Source organism: Mycobacterium sp. NPDC004974, assembly GCF_053600815.1.
The window spans coordinates 111,205-134,865 of record NZ_JBSGAQ010000019.1; the positions used below are offsets into that span (position 1 = coordinate 111,205).

21 protein-coding genes are annotated in these 23,661 nt (G+C 66.4%); 9 read left to right on the forward strand and 12 right to left on the reverse strand.

Annotation, left to right across the window (positions count from 1 at the left end; translation table 11 throughout):
* Positions 1 to 52 precede the first annotated feature (52 nt).
* Together ACWEFV_RS30150 and ACWEFV_RS30155 are read right to left on the reverse strand one after the other, a co-directional pair.
* Positions 53 to 2,143 (reverse strand): Rv1355c family protein, encoded by a 2,091-nt coding sequence (locus ACWEFV_RS30150; RefSeq protein WP_450072913.1) that lies wholly within the window; start codon positions 2,141 to 2,143, stop codon positions 53 to 55.
* A 74-nt stretch (positions 2,144 to 2,217) separates the two neighbouring features.
* Positions 2,218 to 2,973, reverse strand: coding sequence for a hypothetical protein (locus ACWEFV_RS30155; protein ID WP_450072880.1), 756 nt, complete (start codon positions 2,971 to 2,973; stop codon positions 2,218 to 2,220).
* Positions 2,974 to 3,432: 459 nt separating this feature from the next.
* Here ACWEFV_RS30155 and purU point away from each other — a divergent pair, with 459 nt between their 5' ends.
* The 4 genes from purU (at position 3,433) to ACWEFV_RS30175 (ending at position 7,203) form a co-directional block, all read left to right on the forward strand.
* Positions 3,433 to 4,323, forward strand: a complete 891-nt coding sequence (gene purU / locus ACWEFV_RS30160) for a formyltetrahydrofolate deformylase (RefSeq protein WP_450072881.1) — start codon at positions 3,433 to 3,435, stop codon at positions 4,321 to 4,323.
* A 22-nt stretch (positions 4,324 to 4,345) separates the two neighbouring features.
* Complete coding sequence (locus tag ACWEFV_RS30165) at positions 4,346 to 4,798, forward strand: MaoC family dehydratase (RefSeq protein ID WP_450072882.1); 453 nt, start codon at positions 4,346 to 4,348, stop codon at positions 4,796 to 4,798.
* 147 nt (positions 4,799 to 4,945) lie between these two features.
* Complete coding sequence (locus tag ACWEFV_RS30170; protein ID WP_135460177.1) at positions 4,946 to 6,298, forward strand: flavin-containing monooxygenase; 1,353 nt, start codon at positions 4,946 to 4,948, stop codon at positions 6,296 to 6,298.
* Entirely contained in the window at positions 6,295 to 7,203 is a 909-nt protein-coding gene (locus ACWEFV_RS30175; RefSeq protein ID WP_450072883.1) for an alpha/beta hydrolase, read from the forward strand. The genes ACWEFV_RS30170 and ACWEFV_RS30175 overlap by 4 nt, the downstream gene beginning before the upstream one ends.
* Before the next feature lie 18 nt (positions 7,204 to 7,221).
* Here ACWEFV_RS30175 and ACWEFV_RS30180 read toward each other — a convergent pair whose 3' ends face one another.
* Genes ACWEFV_RS30180 through ACWEFV_RS30190 form a run of 3 tightly spaced genes read right to left on the reverse strand, consistent with a single transcriptional unit; the run spans position 7,222 to position 10,759 of the window.
* The gene (locus tag ACWEFV_RS30180) at positions 7,222 to 8,712 is read right to left on the reverse strand and encodes a class I adenylate-forming enzyme family protein (protein WP_450072884.1); all 1,491 of its coding nucleotides are present in this window, start codon (positions 8,710 to 8,712) and stop codon (positions 7,222 to 7,224) included.
* A gap of 6 nt (positions 8,713 to 8,718) precedes the next feature.
* Positions 8,719 to 9,540, reverse strand: a complete 822-nt coding sequence (locus ACWEFV_RS30185) for a mycofactocin-coupled SDR family oxidoreductase (RefSeq protein WP_044517170.1) — start codon at positions 9,538 to 9,540, stop codon at positions 8,719 to 8,721.
* 37 nt (positions 9,541 to 9,577) lie between these two features.
* Positions 9,578 to 10,759, reverse strand: coding sequence for an acyl-CoA dehydrogenase family protein (locus ACWEFV_RS30190; RefSeq protein WP_450072885.1), 1,182 nt, complete (start codon positions 10,757 to 10,759; stop codon positions 9,578 to 9,580).
* Between the two features lie 90 nt (positions 10,760 to 10,849).
* Between ACWEFV_RS30190 and fabG the strand changes: the two genes are divergently transcribed.
* From fabG to ACWEFV_RS30215, 5 genes are all read left to right on the forward strand, one after another.
* Entirely contained in the window at positions 10,850 to 11,638 is a 789-nt protein-coding gene (fabG, locus tag ACWEFV_RS30195) for a 3-oxoacyl-ACP reductase FabG (RefSeq protein WP_167857920.1), read from the forward strand.
* Complete coding sequence (locus tag ACWEFV_RS30200; RefSeq protein ID WP_450072886.1) at positions 11,635 to 12,852, forward strand: acetyl-CoA C-acetyltransferase; 1,218 nt, start codon at positions 11,635 to 11,637, stop codon at positions 12,850 to 12,852. The genes fabG and ACWEFV_RS30200 overlap by 4 nt, the downstream gene beginning before the upstream one ends.
* On the forward strand, positions 12,849 to 14,042 hold the full coding sequence (locus ACWEFV_RS30205) for an acyl-CoA dehydrogenase family protein (protein ID WP_135456661.1): 1,194 nt from the start codon (positions 12,849 to 12,851) through the stop codon (positions 14,040 to 14,042). The genes ACWEFV_RS30200 and ACWEFV_RS30205 overlap by 4 nt, the downstream gene beginning before the upstream one ends.
* Positions 14,043 to 14,045: 3 nt before the next feature.
* Entirely contained in the window at positions 14,046 to 14,714 is a 669-nt protein-coding gene (locus ACWEFV_RS30210; RefSeq protein ID WP_090434129.1) for a GntR family transcriptional regulator, read from the forward strand.
* Positions 14,715 to 14,805: 91 nt separating this feature from the next.
* Positions 14,806 to 15,993, forward strand: a complete 1,188-nt coding sequence (locus ACWEFV_RS30215; RefSeq protein ID WP_450072887.1) for a CaiB/BaiF CoA transferase family protein — start codon at positions 14,806 to 14,808, stop codon at positions 15,991 to 15,993.
* 2 nt (positions 15,994 to 15,995) lie between these two features.
* On the opposite strand, the gene ACWEFV_RS30220 is transcribed toward ACWEFV_RS30215, so the two are convergent.
* The 7 genes from ACWEFV_RS30220 to ACWEFV_RS30250 form a co-directional block, all read right to left on the reverse strand.
* Positions 15,996 to 16,823 (reverse strand): TIGR03619 family F420-dependent LLM class oxidoreductase, encoded by an 828-nt coding sequence (locus ACWEFV_RS30220; protein ID WP_450072888.1) that lies wholly within the window; start codon positions 16,821 to 16,823, stop codon positions 15,996 to 15,998.
* A 78-nt stretch (positions 16,824 to 16,901) separates the two neighbouring features.
* A complete protein-coding gene (locus tag ACWEFV_RS30225; protein WP_450072889.1) occupies positions 16,902 to 18,395 on the reverse strand; it encodes a class I adenylate-forming enzyme family protein in 1,494 nt (497 codons plus the stop codon).
* Complete coding sequence (locus ACWEFV_RS30230; protein ID WP_450072890.1) at positions 18,388 to 19,824, reverse strand: class I adenylate-forming enzyme family protein; 1,437 nt, start codon at positions 19,822 to 19,824, stop codon at positions 18,388 to 18,390. The genes ACWEFV_RS30225 and ACWEFV_RS30230 overlap by 8 nt, the downstream gene beginning before the upstream one ends.
* Positions 19,817 to 21,265 (reverse strand): AMP-binding protein, encoded by a 1,449-nt coding sequence (locus tag ACWEFV_RS30235; RefSeq protein WP_450072891.1) that lies wholly within the window; start codon positions 21,263 to 21,265, stop codon positions 19,817 to 19,819. Before ACWEFV_RS30235 ends, ACWEFV_RS30230 begins: the two co-directional genes overlap by 8 nt.
* On the reverse strand, positions 21,265 to 22,038 hold the full coding sequence (locus ACWEFV_RS30240) for an enoyl-CoA hydratase/isomerase family protein (RefSeq protein WP_450072892.1): 774 nt from the start codon (positions 22,036 to 22,038) through the stop codon (positions 21,265 to 21,267). The genes ACWEFV_RS30235 and ACWEFV_RS30240 overlap by 1 nt, the downstream gene beginning before the upstream one ends.
* Complete coding sequence (locus ACWEFV_RS30245; RefSeq protein WP_450072893.1) at positions 22,038 to 22,844, reverse strand: enoyl-CoA hydratase/isomerase family protein; 807 nt, start codon at positions 22,842 to 22,844, stop codon at positions 22,038 to 22,040. The genes ACWEFV_RS30240 and ACWEFV_RS30245 overlap by 1 nt, the downstream gene beginning before the upstream one ends.
* 12 nt (positions 22,845 to 22,856) lie before the next feature.
* The gene (locus ACWEFV_RS30250; protein ID WP_450072894.1) at positions 22,857 to 23,651 is read right to left on the reverse strand and encodes an enoyl-CoA hydratase/isomerase family protein; all 795 of its coding nucleotides are present in this window, start codon (positions 23,649 to 23,651) and stop codon (positions 22,857 to 22,859) included.
* Positions 23,652 to 23,661: the final 10 nt, after the last annotated feature.

Here is a 23,661-nt window from a genome sequence, read left to right on the forward strand (position 1 = left end):
AGTTCGAGGCTGCCTGGCACCAGATACCTCCGCGTATACCTCGGCACGTGACTCAGCCGTACTGCGATGTCGAACCCGTCCGGGCTCGGCGCCGGCTGCGTACGGTCGGCCGCGGCGCGTAGGACAACCTCAACACCAGCGCCTGTGATTCGTCGCGCTCGGTGCTGGTCAACCTGCGAAAAGCGTACTGCAGGTCGCGTAGCGCGTCGGCGTGACCAGGAGATAGTGCACTGCGGTCCCGGTCATCGTGGGCGTAGAGGAACACCGGCGACACCGGTTGAACCGCCAGCCCGTGGCGTTGGGCGCCCACCCAGACTGCTTCGACGGCCGATCCGGCCTGCGCGTAGTCGGTCAGCCGGCGGCCCCGAACCGAGACGACAGCCAGCGCCGAGCTCGAGGTGACCCGTTCGTAGGTGTCGTCGCCGAGAGCCGAGCCGGCGTCCCAGTCGGACAACTTCGACATCACCTCGGGCCGGCGCAGGATGTCGAGCACCACCATGTCGGCCGGGTCCAACCCGAGCGTCGTCACCTCGATACCGGTATCGGGGTCTGGATCACCGGGCCAGCGCAGCTCCGACATCATCTCCCGGTGCAGGTTCGGGGTCAGATAGCGGATCCGGTCCGCTTCGGCGAGTAGGCGCGCGGCGTTTTCGATCTCGGCCCGGTCGTCGAGGATCGTCAGTTCGGCACCCTCGTTGGCGGCGGCGGCCCGCAGACCGTCGAGCACGTCGGCGGCGATCGGAGTCGCCGTGCCCCGGAGTCGGTTGGTCTCTCTGGCCAGCATCGGTTCGTAGAGCTCAGCCAACTCCGGTGCGTTGCCAGCGGAGAATTCTGCGATCCCGTACAGGGGCGTGCCCTCGTCGCCGCGGGACCACTGCACATGCCCGGTCAGACCGTGTGCGGCCGCGGCCACCCTTGCGTTGAACGCGGCCGCCCCCAGCGCCACTGCGCTGCCGCGGTACCCGACGTCCATGGCCGTGGTGTATTTCGTCGCCAACCGGAGGCTGATCTGGTCGTCACTCGCGTCGATGTGCCACGGTTGGACATTGCCGCCCGAGGGCGCGCGCGTCGCCGCGTCGGTCAGGATGTCTGCCATCCCGACCGGTTCGGCTTGGGTGTCCTCGGGGATGGGCGGGGGCATGGGGGCGGACCCGGCTACCAGCGGATCGTCGATACGGTCGAGCACGTCGGCGATATCGACGCGGACCCGCCCCGACGGCATCGGCTCACCCAGGCCGATACGCCGCACGGCATTGGCCACGACCGTCGCCCCGAGCACGACCTCGGAGGCGAGTTGGGGCCAGGTGCTCAACGTCTTGCCGACTTCGACCAGCGAGGCCGCCATCCGGGGTGAGAGCTGAGCCGCGTCGAGAATGCGCAGCACGTGGGGCACTTTGTCCTTGCTGCTGAGCCCGGCCAGGTCGCGCGCGGCGATGTCGCCGAGCAGGCCGTGCAGGATCGGCCGCGTGGGTTCGAGGTCGAACCGTTCGACATCGAGTAGCCCGCGATCACCCGTGGTCATCAGCACAGGCAGTCGTCGGGCCCGGGCAGCCTCGCGGACAAGCACTTTGGCATCCAGTGAGTCGCATTCCTCGACGATGACGTCGAGCCCCTCCAGGAACTGGTCGATGGACTCGGGCACCGCACCGTTGCGGTCGATCCGAACCTTGATGTAGGGGTCGATCTCGGCGATTCGGCGTGCGGCCACCACCGCCTTGTTCAACCCGAGATCGAACACGGTGCCGGGGACCCGGTTGAGGTTCGCCAACTCGAGTGCGTCGAAGTCGGTGAGGCGAATCTCGCCGCACAGCCCCTCGGTGGCCAGGTTGTAGGCGATGGCGTGTCCGACGCTGAGACCGATGACACCGATCCTCAGGCCCGACAATCGTCGCTGTTCGCCGGCGGTGACGAGGTTGCGGTTGCGGTCCAGGCGCAACCGATTGAACGCGGCCGGCCCCAGAATATGCACCAGGCTGCGACGCCATGGGTAGTAAGCCCACCGGGTCGGCTCGTCGTGCACTTCCTGGCCGACCGCAGGAACAAGCGTGCGCAGTGCGGACCGCTGCTCGTGACACTCATCGATGACGGTGATGCGCGGGTCCCGACGCAGCTGGTCGAGGGTGAATTCGTCGTCGATGAACATCGCACGATGCTGATCGGGGTGGTTGAGTTCGCCCAATTCGGAATTCCCGATGCTTGCGTGGGTGTTTTTGTCGGTCATCGTCCCACCGCGGTCTGAGTGTGGGCGTTGAAGCCGGCTGCGGCCGTGTGCGGGCCGATCCTCTGAGCCTCGGCGAAGTAGCGCGACAGCTGCCCCGGGTCCGCGTGGTTGGCGAATGTTCTGCTATCCCACCACATCATCTTCGTCTGGTATCGCTCGTCCGGATAGGGCGTCGCCGGAATTCTTGCCGCGAGCACCCCGCCCGATGACAACCAGCGTTTGAGCACATAGGCCGCGGCTGTTGCCATGGCAAATTGAATGTCCAACAGTGTCATGGCGTGCAGCGGCATACGCGCCAGCGTATCGGTGAGTGCGCGGCTCTGTTCCGGGTCGTCGCATACCCAGGCGGTCTTCATCTCGACCACTCCGAACGGCAGGCGGTCGGCGATCATCTTGCGTACCGAATCGAGTGCGGGCTGTCCGCTCCATTCGACGATTGCATGGCTGTCCTCGACGTGCTGGTGCGGGCCCTTGGCCCGCAGGCCGCCGACGACGTCGCCGGCACTGTTGATCCCGACGCAGAACAGCGCCGTATCCTCGCCTGTCCTTAGGGTTTTCGGATCCAGCGCGCATTCCACTCCGTGTTTGCGGTAGTTGGACTGGGCGCCGTAGACGTATTCGTTCCACAGCTCACGTTCCGCGGCCGGCCGGGCCACGACGATCGTGCACTCGCTTTCGGGGTCCCACCAGCTTGGGCTTTCGTCCAATGTCACGCAGCGGCGGCCTGCGGCATCGAGTTGGGGAGCGGTCATCTGGAATCCATTTCGTCGGTCAGCCGTGCCTTTCGACTGGGACGGCTGATTTTGGCGTGTAGCACGGTTGTGCGAATACGTGTGATGAGTATTGCGCCGCCTCGTAGGGGAATTCCAGCGAGCTGAGAAATCTTGTCCAGGAGGGCGGTGAATTCTGTCCGGACGTCTCCGATTTACTGACGGGTACATGCAATTCTGGCAAATTCGGATCGCGCTATTTATCCCGTATACGTCGATTGAAGATGGCGGTGGCAAAAATTCTGAATTGACGGCGATGTCGAATGGGTGGTGTCCGGGTGCGGCGGCGAGCTTTTGCTGTGACGGCCCTCAGCCAGCGCTTCGGGGATAGCGCGCCACGGTGAATGGCGATCGACTTCGCGTCGGCTCGGCCCTTTCGGGCCGGTGATGCATTGGTGGGTAGTGTCCGGGCCTCGCAGCCCAGGTGACATTCTGTTGGTGATGACCGAGGAGTATCCGAAAGCAACCGCCCTGCCGGCTCGCGATGTCGGCAGGCTGCTGCTGCGTTGTGCAGACCGGCCCGGCTTGGTCGCTGCGATCAGCGGCTTCCTCACCGGCGCCGGCGCCAACATCGTGTCGCTGGATCAGCACTCCACCGAGCAGACCGGCGGCACCTTCATTCAGCGGACGATCTTCCACCTACCGGGGTTGGCCGCGGCGCGCGACGAACTTGAGCGCGACTTCCGGCGGCAGGTGGCCGAACCGTTCGAGATGGACTTCCGTCTGACCGAGGCCGCCAAACCCAAACGGGTGGCGCTGATGGCCTCCCGCGAGGATCACTGCCTACTGGATCTGTTGTGGCGCAACCGGCGCGGTGAACTCGACATGTCCGTGGTCATGGTCATCTCGAACCATCCCGACCTTGCCGATCGGGTGCGTGCGTTCGGTGTGCCGTTCCTCTACGTTCCCGCGACCCCTGGGAACCGGGTCGAAGCCGAACAGCGCCTGCTGGAGTTGTTGCGCGGCAACGTCGATCTCGTGGTGCTGGCCCGGTACATGCAGATCCTCACTCCCGAGTTCCTCGATGCCGTGGGCTGCCCGCTGATCAACATCCATCACTCCTTCCTGCCGGCGTTCATCGGTGCGGCGCCGTACCGCAGGGCAAAGGAACGCGGGGTCAAGTTGGTCGGTGCGACAGCGCATTACGTGACCGGAGATCTCGATGAGGGGCCGATCATCGAACAGGACGTGGTCCGTGTGGACCACCGCCATTCGGTCGGTGACCTGGCGCGGCTGGGTGCGGACGTGGAGCGGCTGGTGTTGTCGCGCGCGGTGCTGTGGCACTGTGAGGACCGCGTAGTCCGGTTCGGAAATCAGACGGTGGTCCTCTGACCACGGTTCGAGAGGAGTGAGCGTGAAAGTCTTCGACGGTCTTGACGAGTTCGTGGCGGCCAAGGGCAGCGAGTTGGGCCCGACCGAATGGATGGAGATCACCCAGGACCGGGTGAACCTGTTCGCCGACGCCACCGATGACCATCAGTGGATCCACGTCGACCCGGACAAGGCGGCGGGCGGACCCTTCGGCGGGACCATCGCACACGGCCTGCTGACCCTGTCGCTGTTGCCGCACTTCACGCATCAGCTCTATCGCGTCGACAACATCGCGATGGCGATCAACTACGGCTACAACAAGGTTCGGTTCATCACCCCGGTTCGGGTCGGCTCCAAGGTGCGGGCGAGTGCGACGATCGCCGATGTCGCCCAGCTCGACGGTGCGGTGCAGGCGACCATGACCGTGACTGTCGAGATCGAAGGCTCGGACAAGCCGGCTGCGGTCGCCGAGTCGATCGTCCGCTTCATCGCCTGATCCCAGGCCGGTTTCCGGCGGAATTTCCGACGAGCAGTCTCCCGTTCGGGGGACTGCTCGCGGCGTTTCTGACACTTGTCAGAATTCATTGACGTCCGTCAAAGCCCGCTGTTAGTGTTCTGCATCACAACGTGAAGGAGCACTGTGTTGCAGCGTTCACTGCCGCGGACCGCGATCATCGGCGCGGGCATCAGCGGGCTCACCGCCGGGAAGATGCTCAAGGACTACCGGGTGCCGTACACGACGTTCGAGACGTCGGACCGAATCGGTGGGAACTGGGCCTTCGGCAATCCGAACGGGCACAGCAGCGCGTACCGATCCCTGCACATCGATACCAGCAAGCACCGGTTGTCGTTCAAGGACTTTCCGGTTCCCGAGCACTTCCCGTCGTTCCCGCACCACTCCGACATCAAGTCGTATCTGGATGCCTACGCGAATGCGTTCGGGTTGTCGGAGAACATCGAGTTCACCAACGGAGTGGTGCACGCGGCCCGGATCGACGGGGGTGGTTGGGAGATCGAGGATCAGGCCGGCGCCCGCCGCGAGTTCGACCTGCTGGTCGTTGCCAACGGTCATCACTGGGACCCGCGACTGCCGGAGTTTCCCGGGACGTTCACCGGTGACGAGATCCATTCGCACCACTACATCGACCCGAAGGAACCGCTTGAGCTGACCGGCAAGCGGATTCTGGTGGTGGGCATCGGGAACAGTGCCGCCGACATCACCGTGGAGTTGTCATCCAAGTCGTTGCAGAACGAGGTGACGCTGTCCACCCGCTCGAGCGCCTGGATCGTCCCGAAATACATTGCAGGACAACCAGGTGACAAGTACTTCCGCACCAATCCATATCTGCCGTTGTCGTGGCAGCGCAAGATGGTCCAGCTGATCGGGCCGATGCTGGGTACCGATCCGACGATGTACGGCCTGCCTGCGCCGAATCACAAGCTCTTCGAAGCGCATCCGACGCAGTCGGTGGAGTTGCCGTTGCGGCTGGGGTCCGGCGATGTCATCCCCAAGCCGAACGTGTCCCGCCTGGACGGCGCCACCGTGCATTTCGAGGACGGGACGAGCGGCGACTTCGATGTGATCGTCTATGCGACGGGCTACAACATCACCTTCCCGTTCTTCGACCGGGATGTGATCAGTGCACCCGACAATCACATCCGGCTCTACAAGCGGATGTTCAAGCCGGGCATGGACGATCTGGTGTTCATGGGTTTCGCGCAGGCGATTCCGACGCTGTTCCCGTTCGTGGAATGCCAGTCCCGGTTGTTGGCGGCCTACGCGGTCGGACGCTACGCCCTGCCGCCGGTGCCGGAGATGGAGCGGGTGATCGATGCCGATCAGCAACTGCACGGTGGACATTGCACTGACCGGCCCCGGCACACCCAGCAGGTGGACTACTTCTATTACGAGCACGATATCCGCACGCGCGAACTGCCCGCCGGGGCCAAGCGAGCAGCCGACCGCGCCGGTCTGACCGCCGGAGTGACGGCATGACCTACACCGAGCTCACGTTCTTCTCGGCCGGTGACCGGTGTAGCGCCTGGCATTTCGCCGCGGCCGGTGACGGGTACACCGGGGCGGCGGGACGACCGGTGGTGGTGATGGCGCACGGGTTCGGCGGCACCAAGGACTCCGGCCTGCAGCCGTTCGCGGAGCGGTTCAGCGCAGCCGGGTTGGACGTGGTGGCCTTCGACTACCGCGGCTTCGGAGCCTCCGACGGGCAACCGCGGCAGAGCGTTTCGGTCGAGCGCCAGATGGCGGATTACGCAGCAGCCATCGCCGCCGCTCAACAATTGCCGGGGGTGGATCGCAGCCGGGTGGTGCTGTGGGGATCGTCGTTCTCGGGTAGTCACGTCCTGCGCGTGGCTGCACAGTGCGCCGACGTGGCCGCGGTGATCGGCATGACGCCGCTGACGAGTGGGCTGGCCGCCAGTCGTGCGGCCGTGGCGCATGGCGATGTCGCATCGGCGCTGCGCTGGACCCTGGCGGGGGTGAAGAGCCGCATGGCCGTTGCGGCCGGCCGGGCACCGACGTTGATGCCGCTGGCGGCCCAACCAGGGGAGGCCGGCGCGCTGGCCCTCGACGGTGCATACGACAGCTACCGTGCCATCGCCGGGCCGACGTGGCGCAACGAAGTCGATTCGGCCATCGGGATGGAACTGGTGCAGATCCGCACCGGCGCCGCGGCCAAGGCACTGAAATGCCCTGTGTTGATTCAGATCGCCGACTTCGACCGGTTCGTGCCGGCCAACTCGGTGATGAAGACGGCCGTACAGGCCAGGGCTCAGGTCCATCACTACCCGTGCGATCACTTCGACGTGTGGCCGGGCCATGACTGGTTCGACACCGCCGCCGAGGATCAGGTGAAGTTCCTGGCCCGGACCTTGGGTTCGGTCTGACCTATTCTGTCGAAAGAGTTATGGGCCGTACAGCGCCGCAACGTCTCCCGGCCGCACCTTGAGGGCGGCATTGCGGGGGAGCGCGTCGACGACCGCCACGGCCACCGGCACGTGATGGCTCGGAAGCGCCTCGCGCACCAGGTCTTTCAGTTCGGCTTCGGTGGGAGCGACAGCATCGCGGCGTAGCTCGACCGCGGCGAACGGAACCGCGCCGAGGCGAGCATCCGGAACACCCACGACGCAGGCATCGAGCACGCTGGGATGCGAGATCAGGACCCGCCGAACCGTTTCCGGGAGAATCTTGAAGCCACCGCGGTTGATCGCGCCGTCGCCTCGCCCGTGCAGGGTGACGAACCCGTCCTCGTCCACCGAGGCCAGATCGGTGGTGCGCACCCAGTCCGGTCCGATGACTGCGACGCTGGCTTCGAGCAGCCCGATGCTGCCCGCCGAAACCTCGGCCGCAGTGTCTGGATCGACGATGCGGACGCGCACACCGGGCAGCGGCCGGCCGACGCTGTCCGGCTTGTCCGCGCCATACCGGCGGTACAACTCTGGTGTCCAGCTGCACACCGATCCGGCGAATTCTGTTGCCCCGTAAGCCCATAACAATGGTATGCCGTAGCGACTCTCGAACTCCGTCCGCAGTTCCGGCTCCAACGGTCCGGAGCCGCCCGAGAGTCCCTGCAGCGACGCCAGATCCTCGGGAGGAACGTCGGCCTGCAGCAGCATCCGGAGGATCGCGGGCTGCACGCCCGCCCGGGTGATCCGGTAGGTCTTGATCGCCTGGACCCACTCGGTGACGCTGAACTTCTCCAGCAGCACCATGCGCTTGCCCGAGCACGGTGCGGCCAGCAGCTGGCACACGCCGATGCTGCCGAACGGCCAGTAGACGAGCGCGGGTGGAGCGTCGGGGCCGACCACTTCGGTGCCCGCACCGATCGTCATGCTCAGCACGGTGTGGGCAAGCACCTTGGTGGCGACCGGGATTCGCTTGGGTGGGCCGGTGGTGCCGCTCGTGAGGATGTGCAGGCCCGACTGTTCCAGGGTTGGGTCGTGTCGGCTGCCGGGCTGCCGCGCCGCGATCGTGCCGACCCCGAGCGGCTCACCGGACAACGAGACACCGGCCGATCCGGCCGCGCGCACCGCGCCGTTGAGTTCCGGTGTCCAGTCGTCGATATCGGCGAGGATCGCCGGCAGACGCAGGCTTTCGGCATCGCGGGCGATCGCGGTGGCCGATTGGTACGAGTAGATCATCACCACCGGGCGGCGCGACGCGATGAACCCGAGGATCGCCGCGGCGTGGGCCACCCGGTTGCGCACGACGATGCCGACCGGCTCGTCGGGCCCAACGCCCGCGTCCCGCAGCACGACCGACACCTGCTCGATGAACTGCGTGATCTCGTTGCCCGAGTACCATTTTCGGGCGAACTCGATGAACGGTTGGTCACGGTAGGTGTCCAGCCCGGTGGCCAGACTGTCGGCGAAGTCCGTGGATATCGGGCTGGACATGCCGGCCTAGAACTGGGTGGAGCCCAGATCGACGGCCACCCGGCTGGCGGTGACATACCGCGACTCGTCGCTCGCCAGCCAGATCGCGGCATCGGCGATGTCCTCGGGTTCGGCGATGTAATCCGGCAGGAACGGCGTCACCATCTGCATCAGGCCGGGGTTGGTGTCATTGGCCCGGTTGAGGGCGGCCAGCATGTCGCCGGTTCCCATCGGGGTGTTGACCGCACCCGGATGCAGGCTGTTCACCCGGATCTTGTGCTTGCCCAGTTCGGCCGCGAACGCCCGGGCCATACCGGCGACGGCGTGCTTGCTGGCGGTGTAGTGCACCATGAACGGCTGCATCTTGATGCCGGCGGCCGAGCTGATCAGGATGATCGACCCGCCGCGGCCGCCGTCGATGATGTGCTGGGCACCGGCCATCACGGTGTTCCAGGTTCCGGTGACGTTGATGTCCATGACGTCGCGGAACGACTCGGGGGTGGTCTCGTTCCACGGCTCGGGCACCGTGATGCCCGCATTGGCCACGATGACGTCGAGCCGGCCGAACTCGGCGACACCCTTGCCGACGATTTCCCGCAGCGCGTCGTGGTCACGGGTGTCGGCGGCGGTGGCGATGATGCGCTTGCCGGTGGCCTCCACCAGGCGCACGGTCTCGGTCAGATCCTCGGGGGTGGCGGAGTCGTAGGGCACACTCGGCGGCAGCGGCCCGGCGATGTCGACCGCGATGATGTCGGCGCCCTCTTTGGCCATCCGGACCGCGTGCGCGCGTCCCTGCCCGCGGGCAGCTCCGGTGATGAAGGCGACCTTTCCGGCGAGCCGCTCGGTCATGGATTCTCCTTGGTGAGTCTGTTGATGGGTGGGTGGTTCAGTGCTGGCGCTGGGCGGCCTTGACCAGCCCGCCGCCGATGATGAGTCGCTGGATCTCGCTGGTGCCTTCGTAGAGGCGCAACAGTCGGACCTCCCGGTAGATGCGCTCGACCGGGACTTCGCGCATGTAGCCGGTGCCACCGTGGATCTGGACCGCGAGATCGGCTACGTTGCCTGCCATTTCGGTGCAGAACAGCTTGGCCGCCGAGGGGGCGATGCGGCGATCCTCGCCGGACACCCACTTGGCTGCGGCGTCGCGCACCAGAGCCCGGCCGGCCATCACTCCGGTCTGCTGGTCGGCGATCATCGCCTGCACCAACTGGAAGCTGCCGATCGGTTGGCCGCCCTGGGTGGCCGCGGCGGCGTAGGCGACTGACTCGTCGAGCGCGCGTTGGGCGGATCCCACCGCGAGTGCCGCGATGTGGACCCGGCCCCGCGCCAGGGAGGTCATCGCGGCGCGGTAGCCGACATCTTCGCTACCGCCGACAAGTGCGCTGTTCGGCACCCGCACATCGGTGAAGTTGACGTCGGCGGTCCAGGCGCCCTCCTGGCCCATCTTGGCGTCCTTGGCACCGACTTCGACGCCGGCAGCGTCGGCCGGCACGAGAAAGACAGCGATACCGGCTCCATTCTCGTCGGCGGGACGGGTGCGCGCGAACACGACGAACAGGTTCGCGGTGGGCGCGTTGGTGATGAACCGCTTCTGGCCGTTGATCACCCAGTCGTCCCCGTCACGAACAGCCTTGGTGCGCAGGCCCGCCGGATTGGATCCGGCACCGGGCTCGGTCAGTGCGAACGAGGCGACGACGTCGCCGGAGGCGATGCCCTCCAGCCACCGGGACTTCTGCTCATCGGTGCCGAACCCCACGAGCACCTGCCCGGCGATGCCGTTGTTGGTGCCGAACATCGACCGCAATGCCAGCGACGTATAGCCGAATTCCATTGCGAGTTCGACGTCTTGGGCCAGGTTGAGCCCGAGCCCACCCCACTGCTGAGGTATCGCGTACCCGAACAGCCCCATGGCCTTGGCCTGTTCCCGCAGATCGTCGGGCACCTGATCGGTGGCCAGGATCTCGTTCTCGCGGGGCACCACAGCGGTGCGGATGAAGCTGCGGGTCTGCGCCAGGATCTCCTGGAAGTCCTCGTCGCTGACTTCGGCGGTGGCCGCGGTGGTGGTCACAGAGGAACTCCATTTCTTCGCGCGAGATCCGTGGGGATGACCCTGGGCATGACCCGTGGGGTGACTGCTCGCCAATATCGTATATGAAATATGATCTGGCTCAGACAGAGCCCCCGGGATCGAAAGTTAGGTGATCAGGTGTCGTTGCTGACCGGTCAGACTGCAGTGGTGACAGGCGGTGCCCAGGGTCTGGGCCTGGCCATCGCGAGACGTTTCATCGACGAGGGCGCCCGGGTCGTTCTCGGCGACGTCAACCTGGAGGCAACGGAAGCGGCCGCCCAGGAACTCGGCGGGCCTGAGGTGGCGACCGCGGTGCGTTGTGATGTGACCTCGTCTGCTGAGGTCGAGGCCCTCGTGCAGGCCGCTGTCGAGCGGTTCGGCGGGCTGGACATCATGGTCAACAACGCCGGCATCACCCGCGACGCCACGTTGCGCAAGATGACCGAGGAGCAGTTCGACCAGGTCATCGCGGTGCACCTGAAGGGCACGTGGAACGGCACCAAGTCGGCCGCGGCGATCATGCGGGAGAACAAGCGTGGCGCGATCGTGAACATGTCCTCGATCTCGGGCAAGGTCGGACTGGTCGGTCAGACCAACTACTCGGCGGCCAAGGCCGGCATCGTCGGCATGACCAAGGCATCGGCCAAAGAACTCGCCCACCTCGGCGTGCGGGTCAACGCCATCCAGCCGGGGCTGATCCGCTCGGCGATGACCGAGGCCATGCCGCAACGGATCTGGGACCAGAAGCTGGCGGAGATCCCGATGGGTCGCGCCGGTGAACCCGACGAGGTGGCCAAGGTCGCGCTGTTTCTGGCCAGCGACCTGTCGTCGTACATGACCGGCACGGTGCTCGAGGTGACCGGCGGTCGGCACGTATGACCCGCGACGCGGTCATCTGTGAACCGGTCCGCACCCCGATCGGCCGCTACGGCGGCATGTTTCAGTCCCTGACGGCCGTCGAACTCGGTGTCGTGGCACTCAAGGGTCTGCTGGAGCGCACCGGGGTGGCACCCGCGCAGGTGCAGGATGTGATTCTTGGGCACTGCTATCCCAACAGCGAGGCCCCGGCCATCGGCCGCGTGGTGGCGCTCGACGCCGGCCTGCCGGTCACGGTTCCCGGTATGCAAGTCGACCGGCGATGTGGCTCCGGGCTGCAGGCCGTGATCCAGGCGTGCCTGCAGGTGCGCAGCGGGGACAACGATCTGGTGGTGGCCGGCGGCGCCGAGAGCATGAGCAACGTCGCGTTCTACTCCACCGACATGCGTTGGGGTGGGGCTCGGAGCGGTGTGCAGATTCACGACGGGCTCGCGCGCGGACGCACCACTGCCGGTGGGCAGTTCTACCCGGTGCCCGGCGGAATGCTGGAAACCGCCGAGAACCTGCGCCGCGAATATGGCATCACCCGCGCCGAGCAGGACGAACTTGCGGTGCGCTCGCATCGAAGTGCTGTGGCGGCCCAGGAGTCCGGCGTTCTGGCCGAGGAGATCATTCCCGTGACGGTCCGCTCCCGTAAAGGCGAGACCACGGTCGACACCGATGAACACCCGCGTGCCGACACCACGGTCGAGGCGCTGGCCAAGCTGAAACCTGTTCTGCTCAAGCAGGACCCGGAGTCCACCGTGACCGCGGGCAACTCCAGCGGTCAGAACGATGCCGCGTCCATGTGCATCGTCACCACCCCGGAGAAGGCTGCCGAGCTGGGCCTGCGGCCGCTGGTGCGGATGGTGTCGTGGGGTTCGGCGGGTGTCGCCCCCAACGTCATGGGCATCGGTCCGGTTCCGGCCACCGAAGTGGCGCTGGCCAACGCCGGCCTGCAACTCAGCGACATCGACCTGATCGAGCTGAACGAGGCGTTCGCCGCCCAGGCGCTGGCCGTGATGAAGGAGTGGAAGTTCGGCGAGGCCGACTTCGAGCGCACCAACGTCCGGGGATCCGGCATCTCGCTGGGGCATCCGGTCGGGGCGACCGGCGGGCGGATGCTGGCCACGCTGGCGCGGGAACTGGATCGGCGTCAGGCCCGCTACGGGTTGGAGACCATGTGCATCGGCGGCGGTCAGGGGCTGGCCGCTGTGTTCGAAAGGGTGGCATCGTGACCAGACTCGCCCAGACGCTGGGGCTGACCGAGTTCCAGACCGAAATCGTCTCGACGGTACGGCAATTCGTCGACAAAGAGGTCATCCCGACCGCCCAGGAGCTGGAACACTCTGACACCTACCCGCAGGCCATCGTCGACCAGATGAAGGACATGGGCCTGTTCGGGCTCATGATCCCCGAGGAGTACGGCGGGCTCGGCGAGTCGCTGCTGACCTACGCGCTGTGCGTCGAGGAGCTGGCCCGCGGCTGGATGAGCGTGTCCGGGGTGATCAACACCCACTTCATCGTCGCGTACATGATCCGCCAGCACGGAACCGACGCCCAGAAGCAGAAGTTCCTGCCGCGCATGGCGACTGGTGAGACCCGTGGGGCGTTCTCGATGTCCGAGCCCGAGCTGGGGTCGGATGTGGCGGCGATCCGCACTCGGGCCAAGAAGAACGACGACGGTACGTACACGATCGACGGCCAGAAGATGTGGCTGACCAACGGCGGCAGTTCAACCCTGGTGGCCGCGCTGGTCCGGACCGATGAGGGTGCCGACAAGCCGCACCGCAACCTGACCGCGTTTCTGGTCGAAAAGCCCACCGGCTTCGGTGAAGTCGTTCCCGGGCTGACCATTCCGGGCAAGTTGGACAAGCTCGGCTACAAGGGCATCGACACCACCGAGCTGATCTTCGACGGCTACCGCGCCAGTGCCGACGACGTGCTCGGCGGAGCCACCGGGCAGGGTTTCTTCCAGATGATGGACGGGGTCGAGGTCGGTCGCGTCAACGTCTCGGCCCGGGCCTGCGGCGTGGGAATCCGCGCCTTCGAGCTGGCAGTGCGGTACGCGCAGCAGCGGGAGACGTTCGGCAAGCCGATCGCCGAACATCAGGCCGTGGCATTCCAATTGGCCGAGATGGCAACCAAAGTCGAGGCCGCGCATCTGATGATGGTCAACGCCGCCCGGCTCAAGGACTCCGGCGAGCGCAACGACGTGGCCGCCGGCATGGCGAAATATCTGGCCAGCGAGTTCTGCTCGGAGGTCACCCAGCAGAGCTTCCGGATCCACGGCGGGTACGGCTATTCCAAGGAGTACGAGATCGAGCGGCTGATGCGCGATGCACCGTTCCTGCTGATCGGTGAGGGCACCAGCGAGATCCAGAAGAACATCATCAGCAAGCGACTGCTGTCCGACTATCGGGTCTGAACCGTGTCCATACCCGATTTCGCTTCTCGGCCACAGCTGGCCGAAGATGTGGCGCGACTGATCCGGCGCCGGATCTTCGACGGCACCTATCCGGCGGGCAATTACATCCGGCTCGAACAACTCGCAGCTGAACTGGGGATCAGCGTGACGCCGGTGCGCGAGGCGTTGTTCGGCCTGCGCACCGAGGGGCTGCTGACGCAGCAGCCCCGGCGCGGGTTCCTGGTGCTGCCGGTCACGCGGCGGGACATCGACGACGTGGCCGGCGTGCAGGCCCATATCGGCGGGCAGCTGGCGTCCCGGGCAGCCGGCCAGATCACCGACGGTCAACTCGGTGAGCTCGCCCGGATCCAGCGGGAGCTGGAAGACGCCTATGCGCAAGACGATCATGAGGCAGCGGTACGGCTCAACCATGCGTTCCATCGCGGCGTCAACCGGGCGGCCGAATCGCCGAAGCTGGCCCAGCTGATGTCTCAGATCACCCGGTACGCACTGGAATCGGTGTACCCGACGGTGGAGGGCTGGCCCGAGCAGTCCACGCACGACCACCGCCGGATCCTGGCCGCACTGAAGGCCCGCGACGGGGATGCGGCCCGCGACGCCATGGCCGAGCATTTGTGTGCCGCGTCCAAACCGCTGACCGAGCACCTCGACCGGCTGGGCGTACTGGAGTAGCGAGTTGACCCCGCGAGCAGACACAAACCTGCCTATTTTCACGCCTAGATGGGCAGGTTTGTGTCTGCTCGCCGAAGAAAGGTGAGCGGGAATGCCAGGTGTTCTCGACGGAATTCGGGTGCTCGACTACGGCCGGTTCATCGCCGCGCCCTGGTGCAGCGCGATCCTCGCTGACATGGGGGCCGACGTGCTCCGGGTGGAGAAACGCGAAGGCGGGGAAGACCGTTGGGTGCAGGCCGTCACCGAGGGCGGCGAGGGCGGCACCTTCCTGCAGTGCAACCGCAACAAGCGCTCACTCACGCTGGACTCCACCACCGCTGAGGGCGCGGAGATCACCCGCCGGCTGGTGGCGCAAGCCGACATCGTGATCGCGAACATGCCCGCGGCGGGGATGCGGGCCAGCGGGCTGGACTACGAGACGCTCAAGGCGGTCAAGCCCGACATCATCCTGGCCAGTGCGACGGCCTACGGCGAGGGCGGTCCGTACAGCGAGAAGATCGGCTTCGACGGCGCCGGACAGGTGATGTCCGGGGCGGTCTACCGGCAGGGGCTGCCGGACCAACCGATCCGAACGGTGGTTCCCTACGCGGATTTCGGGACCGCGCTCACGCTCGCGATCGGCGTCATGATGGCGCTGTATCACCGCGACAAGACGGGGGAGGGGCAGCATGTCGAGGGTGCCCTGCTGCCCACCGCGCTGATGTTGTCGAACGCCTTCCTGATCGAGCGGGAACTGCTGCAGGTCGACAAGCCCCGGATGGGCAACAAAGGTGCGTCGGTCGCGCCGTGCGATCTCTATCGCACCGCCGACGACCAGTGGGTCCTGCTGCAGGTCGCCGGACAGCCGATGTTCAAGCGCTGGTGCCGGCTGGTGGGTCGCGAAGAACTGTTCGACGATCCACGCTTCGCCAACGACGACATCCGTTGGGCCAACGGCAACATCCTCAATGACATCATGGCCGACTGGTGTGCGGACAAGACCAAGGTCGAGGTGTTGGAGCTGTTGGAGAAGGCGAAAATGCCTGCGGCTCCGCTGCATTCCACACAAGACGTGCTCGATGACCCGCACGTGCAGGCCATGGGTTACCTGAAGCGGGTTCCGTTCCCGGGTGCGTCGCGCGATGTGCCGATCATCGAGACTCCGTTCCGGATGTCGGCGACGCCGGGGACGATCCGCCGACGGGCTCCGCTGTTGGGTGAGCACACCGACGAGGTGCTCGCCGAGATCGGTTATGACGCAGCGCAGATCGCCGAGCTGCGGACGAACGAGATCGTGTGAATCTACAGCGCTTCGCCCATCGCGTGGAGCGCCGCGAGTTGATCGCAGAAGTGTTCGGCATTGTGCGCCTGCACCGTGCAGTTGGCGATGGTGGCTCCGGCGTCGCGCAACCGGACCAGACGGCCGCGTGCGGTATCCGGGTCGCCCAGTGGGTCCAACGCGGTACCGGGGGAGAGGACGACATCGAAGTCCGCGGGCAGCTGGTGCGGTGCGAGGAACTCGGCGATGGTGGCAGGCGAGAGGCCGAAAGGCATCCAGCCGGTGCCGAGTTCGACGGCACGACGTAGCGAGCGTTTGGTGCGCCCACCCACCCAGACGGCGAGATCCGTACTGGTGGCGTGCGGTTCGATGACGAAACCGTCGACCTCGCGCTGCCCCCAGGCGGCGCGAAGCCTGGCGATGTCCTGGTCGGCCGCGGCCCCGCGATCCTCCCACTGCGCGCCGAGCAGTTCGAATTCCTCGGTCAGCGATCCGACGCCGACGCCGAGGATCACTCGTCCACCGCTCAGCCGGTCGAGGGTCCCATAACTCTTCGCCAGCGCCACCGGGTGGTGATAGGGGAGCACCACCACGGCGGTGGCCAATCGGATGCGTCGGGTCCGGGCGGCCAGGAACGACAAGGTGGCCAGCGGATCCCAGTACACCGTCCCGCGTACCGCGGCGGCGGAGGCGGGTATTCCGGTGTGCTCGGCGCACGTCAGGTGGTGAAATCCCAAGCCGTCAGCGGTCTCGGCGATCAACGCCAGCTCGTCGGGGCCGGCGCCGGCCTCCCACGGTGAGAACTCGCCGGGGTGTTGCATGACGATGGGTGTGGACAGTCCGAGCTTCACGACGTTGCCTCCTTGATATGGATCATCGCAAAGCTGACGCCGGCGACGACGGCCAGGTCAGATGTTGGTGGTCAACGGTCAGTCCCTCTCCAGCATGGCCCGCAATGCAGCGTTGTCGACTTTCCCGGTGGCCCCGCGCGGGACGGCATCCTCGTCGTCGAGGAGCAGCCACCGCGTGGGCACCTTGAACGCGCTGATGGCTGCCCGGGTGGCCGAGCGCAGTGCTTCGACCGACAGCCCGTCGCCCACCACGGTCGCACCGACCCGGTTGGTCTGGCCGTCAGGAACGTTCACCACGTACGCGGTGCGTACCCCGGGAATGGACCGCAGCGCCCGCGCGACTTCACTCGGATACACCGTGGCGCCACGGACCTTGAACATGTCGTCGGATCTGCCGCGGTAGAACAGAAACCCTTCCGCATCCAGATGCCCGAGATCGCCGGTCGGGTAGTAGCCGTCGGCGGTGAACACGTCTTCTCGCTTACGCCGGCAGATTCCGCGCATCACGTGCGGGCCGCGGATCTGGATCGCGCCGGTTTCGCCGTGGCGCAGCGGCCCGCCGGTATCGGCGTCGACGATCCGCACCTCCATACCGTCGAACGGTTTCCCGCAGCTGCCCCACGCGGACTCCGGCATGTCGGTGTCGGCGCGGTATCCGCTGTACGGGCCGAACGATTCGGTCATCCCCAACAACGAGGCCCGTGCCCCCGGCCGTGACCGCATGCCGTCCGGCAACAGCGCGTCCAGGCTCCCCGGCTGCAGCGAGCGCAGATCCGCGGTGCCGGCGTGGCGGGCCAGCGCCTCGGCCTGCTCGGGCCAGCCTCGGAACAGCGTGACCTGTTCGCGCTGAAGCAGCTCGAGTGTGGATTCGGGGTGGGGGATGGGTTCAGTCACGAGGGTGGCCCCGGCGAGCAGGGCCGAGAGGATCCCCGCACCGAAACCGCCCACCCAGAAGAACGGCATGGGCAGATACAGCCTGGTATCAGTGATGATGCATCGCGCGGCAAGCCCAGAGCGCACGGCGCCCAGGGCATTTCGGTGTGAGTGAATGGTCCCTTTGGGTGGCCCGCTGCTTCCCGAGGTGAACATGATGACCATCGGGTCGCTTTCGCGCACGCAGGCCGCCAGCGCATCGGCCGCGCCACGTGTTCCATTGAATCCCAGTGCTTCCTCGGCGGTCCACACTGCGCGCAGCGCGGGCACCTGATCCCGGTCCAGCGGGAAACGATGGCCACGGAATTCTTCGACCGCGATGAGGAACTGCACCGACGCCATGCGCAATTGCGCCGTGAGTTCGCCCGGGCGCAGCAGTGTGCTGAGCGGGACCAGCACGGCACCGATCCGCATCAGCGCGATGGCGATCCGCACCCACTCCACCCCGTTGGGCATGATGAGGCCGACCCGGGACCCCTTGGTGATGCCCGTGGCGATGAATCCGGAGGCCAGTTCGGCTGTGCTGGAGTCGAGTTCGGCGTAGGAGATCCGGACCGCGGGGTCCACCACCGCAGTCTTCCGGGATGATGAATGAGCGCGTACCAGCGCGTCGATGGTGTCAGGCTCGCGATCAGGCACTGAACAGCCTCGCCAGTGCGGGTAGATCGAGCTTGCCGCTGGAGAGTGTCGGTACCTCGTCGGTCCCGCACACCGCGAACACCCGAGGGACCTTGTAGGCCGACAGCGTGGCGCGCAGGTCGCTTCGCACCGCCTCGATGTCGACGGGGTCGTCGGTGACGATCACCGCCGCGACGATCTGCCCGCGAGTCGTGTCGGGCAAGCCGAGGACGTGGGCGGTGAGTCCCAGTACCGCCAACGCCTTCTCGACCTCACCGGGGGTGACGTTGGCGCCGGCGGTCTTGATCATCGCGCCCGCGCGGCCGAGGAAGTAGAAGTAGCCTTCGTCGTCGACGCGTACCAGATCGCCGGTGTGAAACCAGCCGTCGGCGTCGAAGGAGTCTTCGCGGTTGCGTCCGTAGTAGCCCTGCATGACGTATGGCCCGCGTACGCACAATTCTCCGGAGTCGAGCACCTTCGTGTCGAATCCGGGTGCGGGCCGGCCATAGCTGCCACGACGATGCTCGGGTTGGTCGCCGTCGTCGCCGTCGACCAGGACCACGCTGCCGGTCTCGGTCATCCCCAGCATGTTGTGACGTAGCTCGGGATCGGCGGGCCGGCAGTCGGCCGCCATGACGGGGTAGAGATTGCCTCGCCGTGCCGAGAAATGACGGTTCGGGTAGCTGGGATGGCTGCTCAGATGGCTGATGCCGGCGACAAAACCATTGGTGATGGTGGGTTTCTCGGCCTCCAATAGGTCGAGGGTGGCACCCGCGTCGGTGGCGTTCGAACAGATCAGGGTGGCCCCGGCGGTGATAGTGGCCAGCAGGCCGAAGGCGAACCCGCCGATCCAGAAGAACGGCGAGTTGCAGAACAGCCGGTCGGCCGCGGTGAGGCCGCGGATCCCGTTGAGGTTGCGCTGATGTTCGATCAGTGATGCGTGGGTGTGGACCACGCCTTTGGGGGAGCCGGTGGATCCCGAGGTGTAGATGATCGCCAATGGATCACTCCCATCCACATCGTCTTCGAAATCGGCAACCGTTCGGACGTTGGCGCGCGGCAGATCGAACAACACCTGCCGCAGGCAGGGTGCGTCGATACCGGCGAGGCGTTGCGCATAGTCGTGATTACGGAAACTGCGTGCCGACAGCAGGATCGCGGTATCGCTGTCGCGCACCTGGGTATCCAGCTCGGCCGCGGTGAGGAATGTGGAGTACGGCACCACCACCGCACCGATGCGGGCGGTCGCGAGCATCCCGACCACGAAATCGACACCGTTGGGATAGAGGAGCCCGACGTGCGTGCCCTTCCCGGCGCCGAGCGCGAGCAGGCCGCCGGCCACCTCGGCGGAGCGGCGCTGTGCCTCGGCGTTGCTGATCCGCTCCTCATCGCAGACCAGCAACGGGCGATCGGCACACCCGCGCAGCAGCCCCGCAACGGTGTCAGACACGCGAGGCGAAATGGTCCCGTACGGCGCCGAGATCAGCCTTCCCCGAAGGGGTTCGGGGAATCGCCTCGACAATGGCGATATCGGTGGGGATCTCGTAGCGGGCCAGTCGGCCGCCCAGGTACTCGAGCAGAGCATCGACGGTGGTGGCGCCGTGCAGTTCCACCATCGCCACCGGAGTCTCGCCCAGACGGTCATCGGATGTGCCGATCACGGCCGCACCGCGCACCGCGGGGTGGCTCTCCAGGGCAGTGCGGACATCGTCGGGCATCACCTTGAACCCGCCGCGGATGATGGCCTGGTCGGCGCGGCCGAGGATCCAGACGAATCCGTCGTCATCGATACGGGCTAGGTCGGTGGTGCGCAACCACTCCGCGTCGGCGTCGAACTGTGCCGGTTTGACCTCCAGCAAGCCCTTTTCGTCCGGCCGCAGTGGATTGCCGTCCTCGTCGACCACCCGCAGCCGGGCACCGGGGTTGGCCCGGCCCACACTTCCGCGCTTGGCTTTCCAGTACTTCCGGTGATCTGCCAACGTCCAGCCGGCCACCCCACCGCCGAACTCGGTCGCGGCATACGAGGTCAGTACCGGGATGCCGAACTTCTCGGTGAATGCGTCGGCGTCATCGGCGGACAGGGGCGCGGTACCGGAGGTGACCGCACGGACGCCGGCGAGATCGTCGCGGGTCAGGTCGGAGTGCAGCACCATGCGGAGCGCCGCCGGGACCAGTGACACCGCCCTCGGTTGGTGCTCGCGTACGGCGTCGGCCCAGCGCGTGAGGTCGAATTTGGCCAGCAGCACGAATGATCGGGCTTCGGCGATGCACAGCAACACCCGGTACACGCCGCCGACATGCACCAGCGGCGAGTTGACGATCGCCACGCCACGCCGCAGTTCGGTTGGTGCCGGGGAATTTTCGGGATCCCGTCCGATCACGCTGCGGGCCAGCATGTCGTAGGTCAGGTCCACCCGCTTGGGCGGGCCGGTGGTTCCGCTGGTCAGCATCCACACCGCCACACCCGGACGCCCCGCATCACGGGACGGGCTCCGGGCGGGCCTGACCTCGGGTTCGGTATGGAGATCGCGGATCGTCACGGTTGTCGTCGCAGGCGAGGGGGTGGCCAGTGCGGCGATGTCCTCGGCCAGGCCGATGAGCACCGGCAGACCGAGGGCTTCGATGTCGGCGCGGGTGCGCTCGTCACCGCGGGACGGGTTGATCACGACGACGGTTCCGCCTGCGGCCAGTACCCCGAGCAGTGCCGCCACATGCTCGGGCTGATTGCGCAGCATGATGCCGACCCGCGTGCCGGAAGAGACCGCGCTGATGCGCCGCGCCAGCGTCGCGACCTGGCCCCAGCTGTGCCACTGGCCGTCGTACTGGATGGCGTTCGCGTTCGGGTCCAGGTCGAGTACGTTGTCGATGCGCTGCGAAAGAGGGTGGGCCATCAGCGGATCCGGGGCGCTGTCTTTGGCAGCGGGCGCTCTGTCAGCTCGGCCTTGGCGATCGGATTGCCCAGCCGGGTGTAGATGAGGCCCTGGTCCATGGCGGCACGGTAGGGCTTGTCCAGCGATTCCCAGATCGCCTTCACGGTTCCTTGCGTGGCGGTCGGCGGTTTCGCGGCGATGGTGGTGGCGATCTCGTTCGCGCGTTCCCACAACTGGTCCCTGGCCACCACCTCGGTGACCAGTCCGATGCGCAGCGCGGTCTCGGCGCCGACGCGTTCGTCGTTGCCCATCAACGCCATCCGCAACGTGTCGCCGAGCCCGACCCGGCGCATCAGGCCGATCGGCTCCAACGCCGACACCAAACCGGCGCTGACGTGGGAATCGAAGAACGTGGCCTCCCGCGAGCAGATCACGACATCGGCTTCGTTGACGAAATAGAGCGCTCCGGCCGTGCACATGCCCTGCACCGCGCACACCACCGGCTTCCACATCTTCTGCCACTTCGGGCTGAGCAGTTCGCCGGGATCTTCGTGGTTCCAGACGATCTCGGGCTGGCCGTAGCTGGACTTCACGTCCAATCCCGCACTGAATGCGCGGTCGCCCGCCGCGCGCAACACCACGGCATTGATGCCTTCGTCATCTTTGATGGCATGCCAGGCGTCACGCATCTCATTGCACATGGCGCGGTTGAACGAGTTCAGCGCTTCGGGGCGGTTCAGGGTGACCGTGGCGACCCCTGATTCGTGGTCGAAGTCGAGGAGAATCGTGTCCACTACCGTGCCTGCCAGTTGGGCTTGCGCTTCTCGACGAACGCCCGCGGCCCCTCCAACGCATCCTCGGTGCGGACCACACGCTCGCGGAACGTCTCGGCGAGGATCTCGCCCTCGTGCAACGGCAGATCCAGGGTCTTGTGAATGGCCAGCCGGGTTCCCCGGACTGCCAGTGGGGCGTTGAGACACACCGTGTCGGCGATCTCGTGGGCACGTTCCAGCAGCCGGTCGTGTTCGACGATCTCGGTGATCAACCCGAGTTCGTAGGCGCGCTCAACGGTCATGCGTTCGTGCTTGCCCATCAACGCCATTCGCAGGGCCACCGAACGCGGCAGCGCCTTGGCCAGGCGGACCATCTCGCGGGCGGCAACCAGGCCGATGCTCACGTGGGGGTCGAAGAACGTCGCCTTGTCCGAGGCGATCACGATGTCGCCGGTGGTGACCCAGTCCAGTCCGGCGCCGCAGCAGATTCCGTTGATCGCGACCACGACGGGCTTGGCCATGCTGCGAAACGGCGGGGTGCCCTCCTGCGGTGCCTCCCATTGTTCGTAGGTGGACAGGTAGGGCCGCTCGTTGAGCACCTTGCCGTCGCCGGGGATTTCCTTGACATCGGCGCCCGTGCAGAATGCGCGACCGGTCGCGGTGACGATCATCAGCCAGACGTTGTCGTCGTTCTCGGCATCGTCGTAGGCGGCCCGCAACTCCGTGATCATGTGCGGCGACAGCGCATTGAGCGCGTCGGGCCGATTCAAGGTGATGGTGGCCTTGTGGCCGTCCACCTCGTACTTGATGGTCTCGTAATCGGTCATCTTTTCCTCTGGTTATCGGCCTTGGAAATTCGGGTCGCGACGTTCCCGGAACGCGGCCAGGCCCTCTTTGAAATCGGTGGTGCGGCAGGAGAGTTCCAGGTTGGACAGCTCCTGGTTGAGTGATTGCGCGAGCGTTGCGTGCTGGCCGTACGCGATGGCCTGCTTGGCGAGCCCGATTGCCACGGTCGGTCCGGCGGCCAGTCGCGCCAATAAGGAGTCCACTGCCGTATCCAACTGGTTGGCGGCAACCGCATCGTGGATCAACCCCCAGTCGGCAGCCTGGGACCCGGTGACCTGCTCGCCGAGCAGCAGCATGCGCTTGGCCCGGGCCACCCCGGCCAGCCGGGGCAACAGCCAGGTCGCGCCGGAATCGGGGGTGAACCCGCGGCTCATGAACGGTTCCCAGAAGGTGGCGCCGGTGTCGGCGATGGTGAAGTCGGCGGCCAGTGCCAGGTTGCAGCCCAGCCCGACGGCCCAGCCTCGCACCGCGCACACCACCGGCAGCTGGATGGTGGCGACCAGTTCGATGACGCGGTGCGCGGTGTGCGGGATCCGCCGGACCAGATCGCCGGTGCGGGGCCGCTGACCTGAATCGTTGGTGGCGACCCAGTCGGCTCCGGTGCAGAAGTCGTCACCGGCCCCGGTGATGGCGATCGCCCGCAGGGAATCGTCGTAGGCGGCCGCCGACAGGATGCCGACCAGATCGTCGATCATCTGATGGTTCAACGAATTACGCCGCGACGGGCGGTCGAGAATGATGCGCAGGGTGGAGTCCGCGCGGGACGTGGTCACCGAACCGTCACTCACCTGGATTCCA

Excerpts from the sequence above, each read along its gene's own strand:
- ACWEFV_RS30175 (WP_450072883.1), top strand. The coding sequence starts at position 6,295 with ATGACCTACACCGAGCTCACGTTCTTCTCGGCCGGTGACCGGTGTAGC.
- ACWEFV_RS30180 (WP_450072884.1), bottom strand. The coding sequence starts at position 8,712 with ATGTCCAGCCCGATATCCACGGACTTCGCCGACAGTCTGGCCACCGGG.
- ACWEFV_RS30155 (WP_450072880.1), bottom strand. The coding sequence starts at position 2,973 with ATGACCGCTCCCCAACTCGATGCCGCAGGCCGCCGCTGCGTGACATTG.
- purU (WP_450072881.1), top strand. The coding sequence starts at position 3,433 with ATGACCGAGGAGTATCCGAAAGCAACCGCCCTGCCGGCTCGCGATGTC.
- ACWEFV_RS30200 (WP_450072886.1), top strand. The coding sequence starts at position 11,635 with ATGACCCGCGACGCGGTCATCTGTGAACCGGTCCGCACCCCGATCGGC.
- ACWEFV_RS30185 (WP_044517170.1), bottom strand. The coding sequence starts at position 9,540 with ATGACCGAGCGGCTCGCCGGAAAGGTCGCCTTCATCACCGGAGCTGCC.
- ACWEFV_RS30235 (WP_450072891.1), bottom strand. The coding sequence starts at position 21,265 with ATGGCCCACCCTCTTTCGCAGCGCATCGACAACGTACTCGACCTGGAC.
- ACWEFV_RS30150 (WP_450072913.1), bottom strand. The coding sequence starts at position 2,143 with ATGTTCATCGACGACGAATTCACCCTCGACCAGCTGCGTCGGGACCCG.
- ACWEFV_RS30215 (WP_450072887.1), top strand. The coding sequence starts at position 14,806 with ATGCCAGGTGTTCTCGACGGAATTCGGGTGCTCGACTACGGCCGGTTC.
- fabG (WP_167857920.1), top strand. The coding sequence starts at position 10,850 with ATGATCTGGCTCAGACAGAGCCCCCGGGATCGAAAGTTAGGTGATCAG.
- ACWEFV_RS30245 (WP_450072893.1), bottom strand. The coding sequence starts at position 22,844 with ATGACCGATTACGAGACCATCAAGTACGAGGTGGACGGCCACAAGGCC.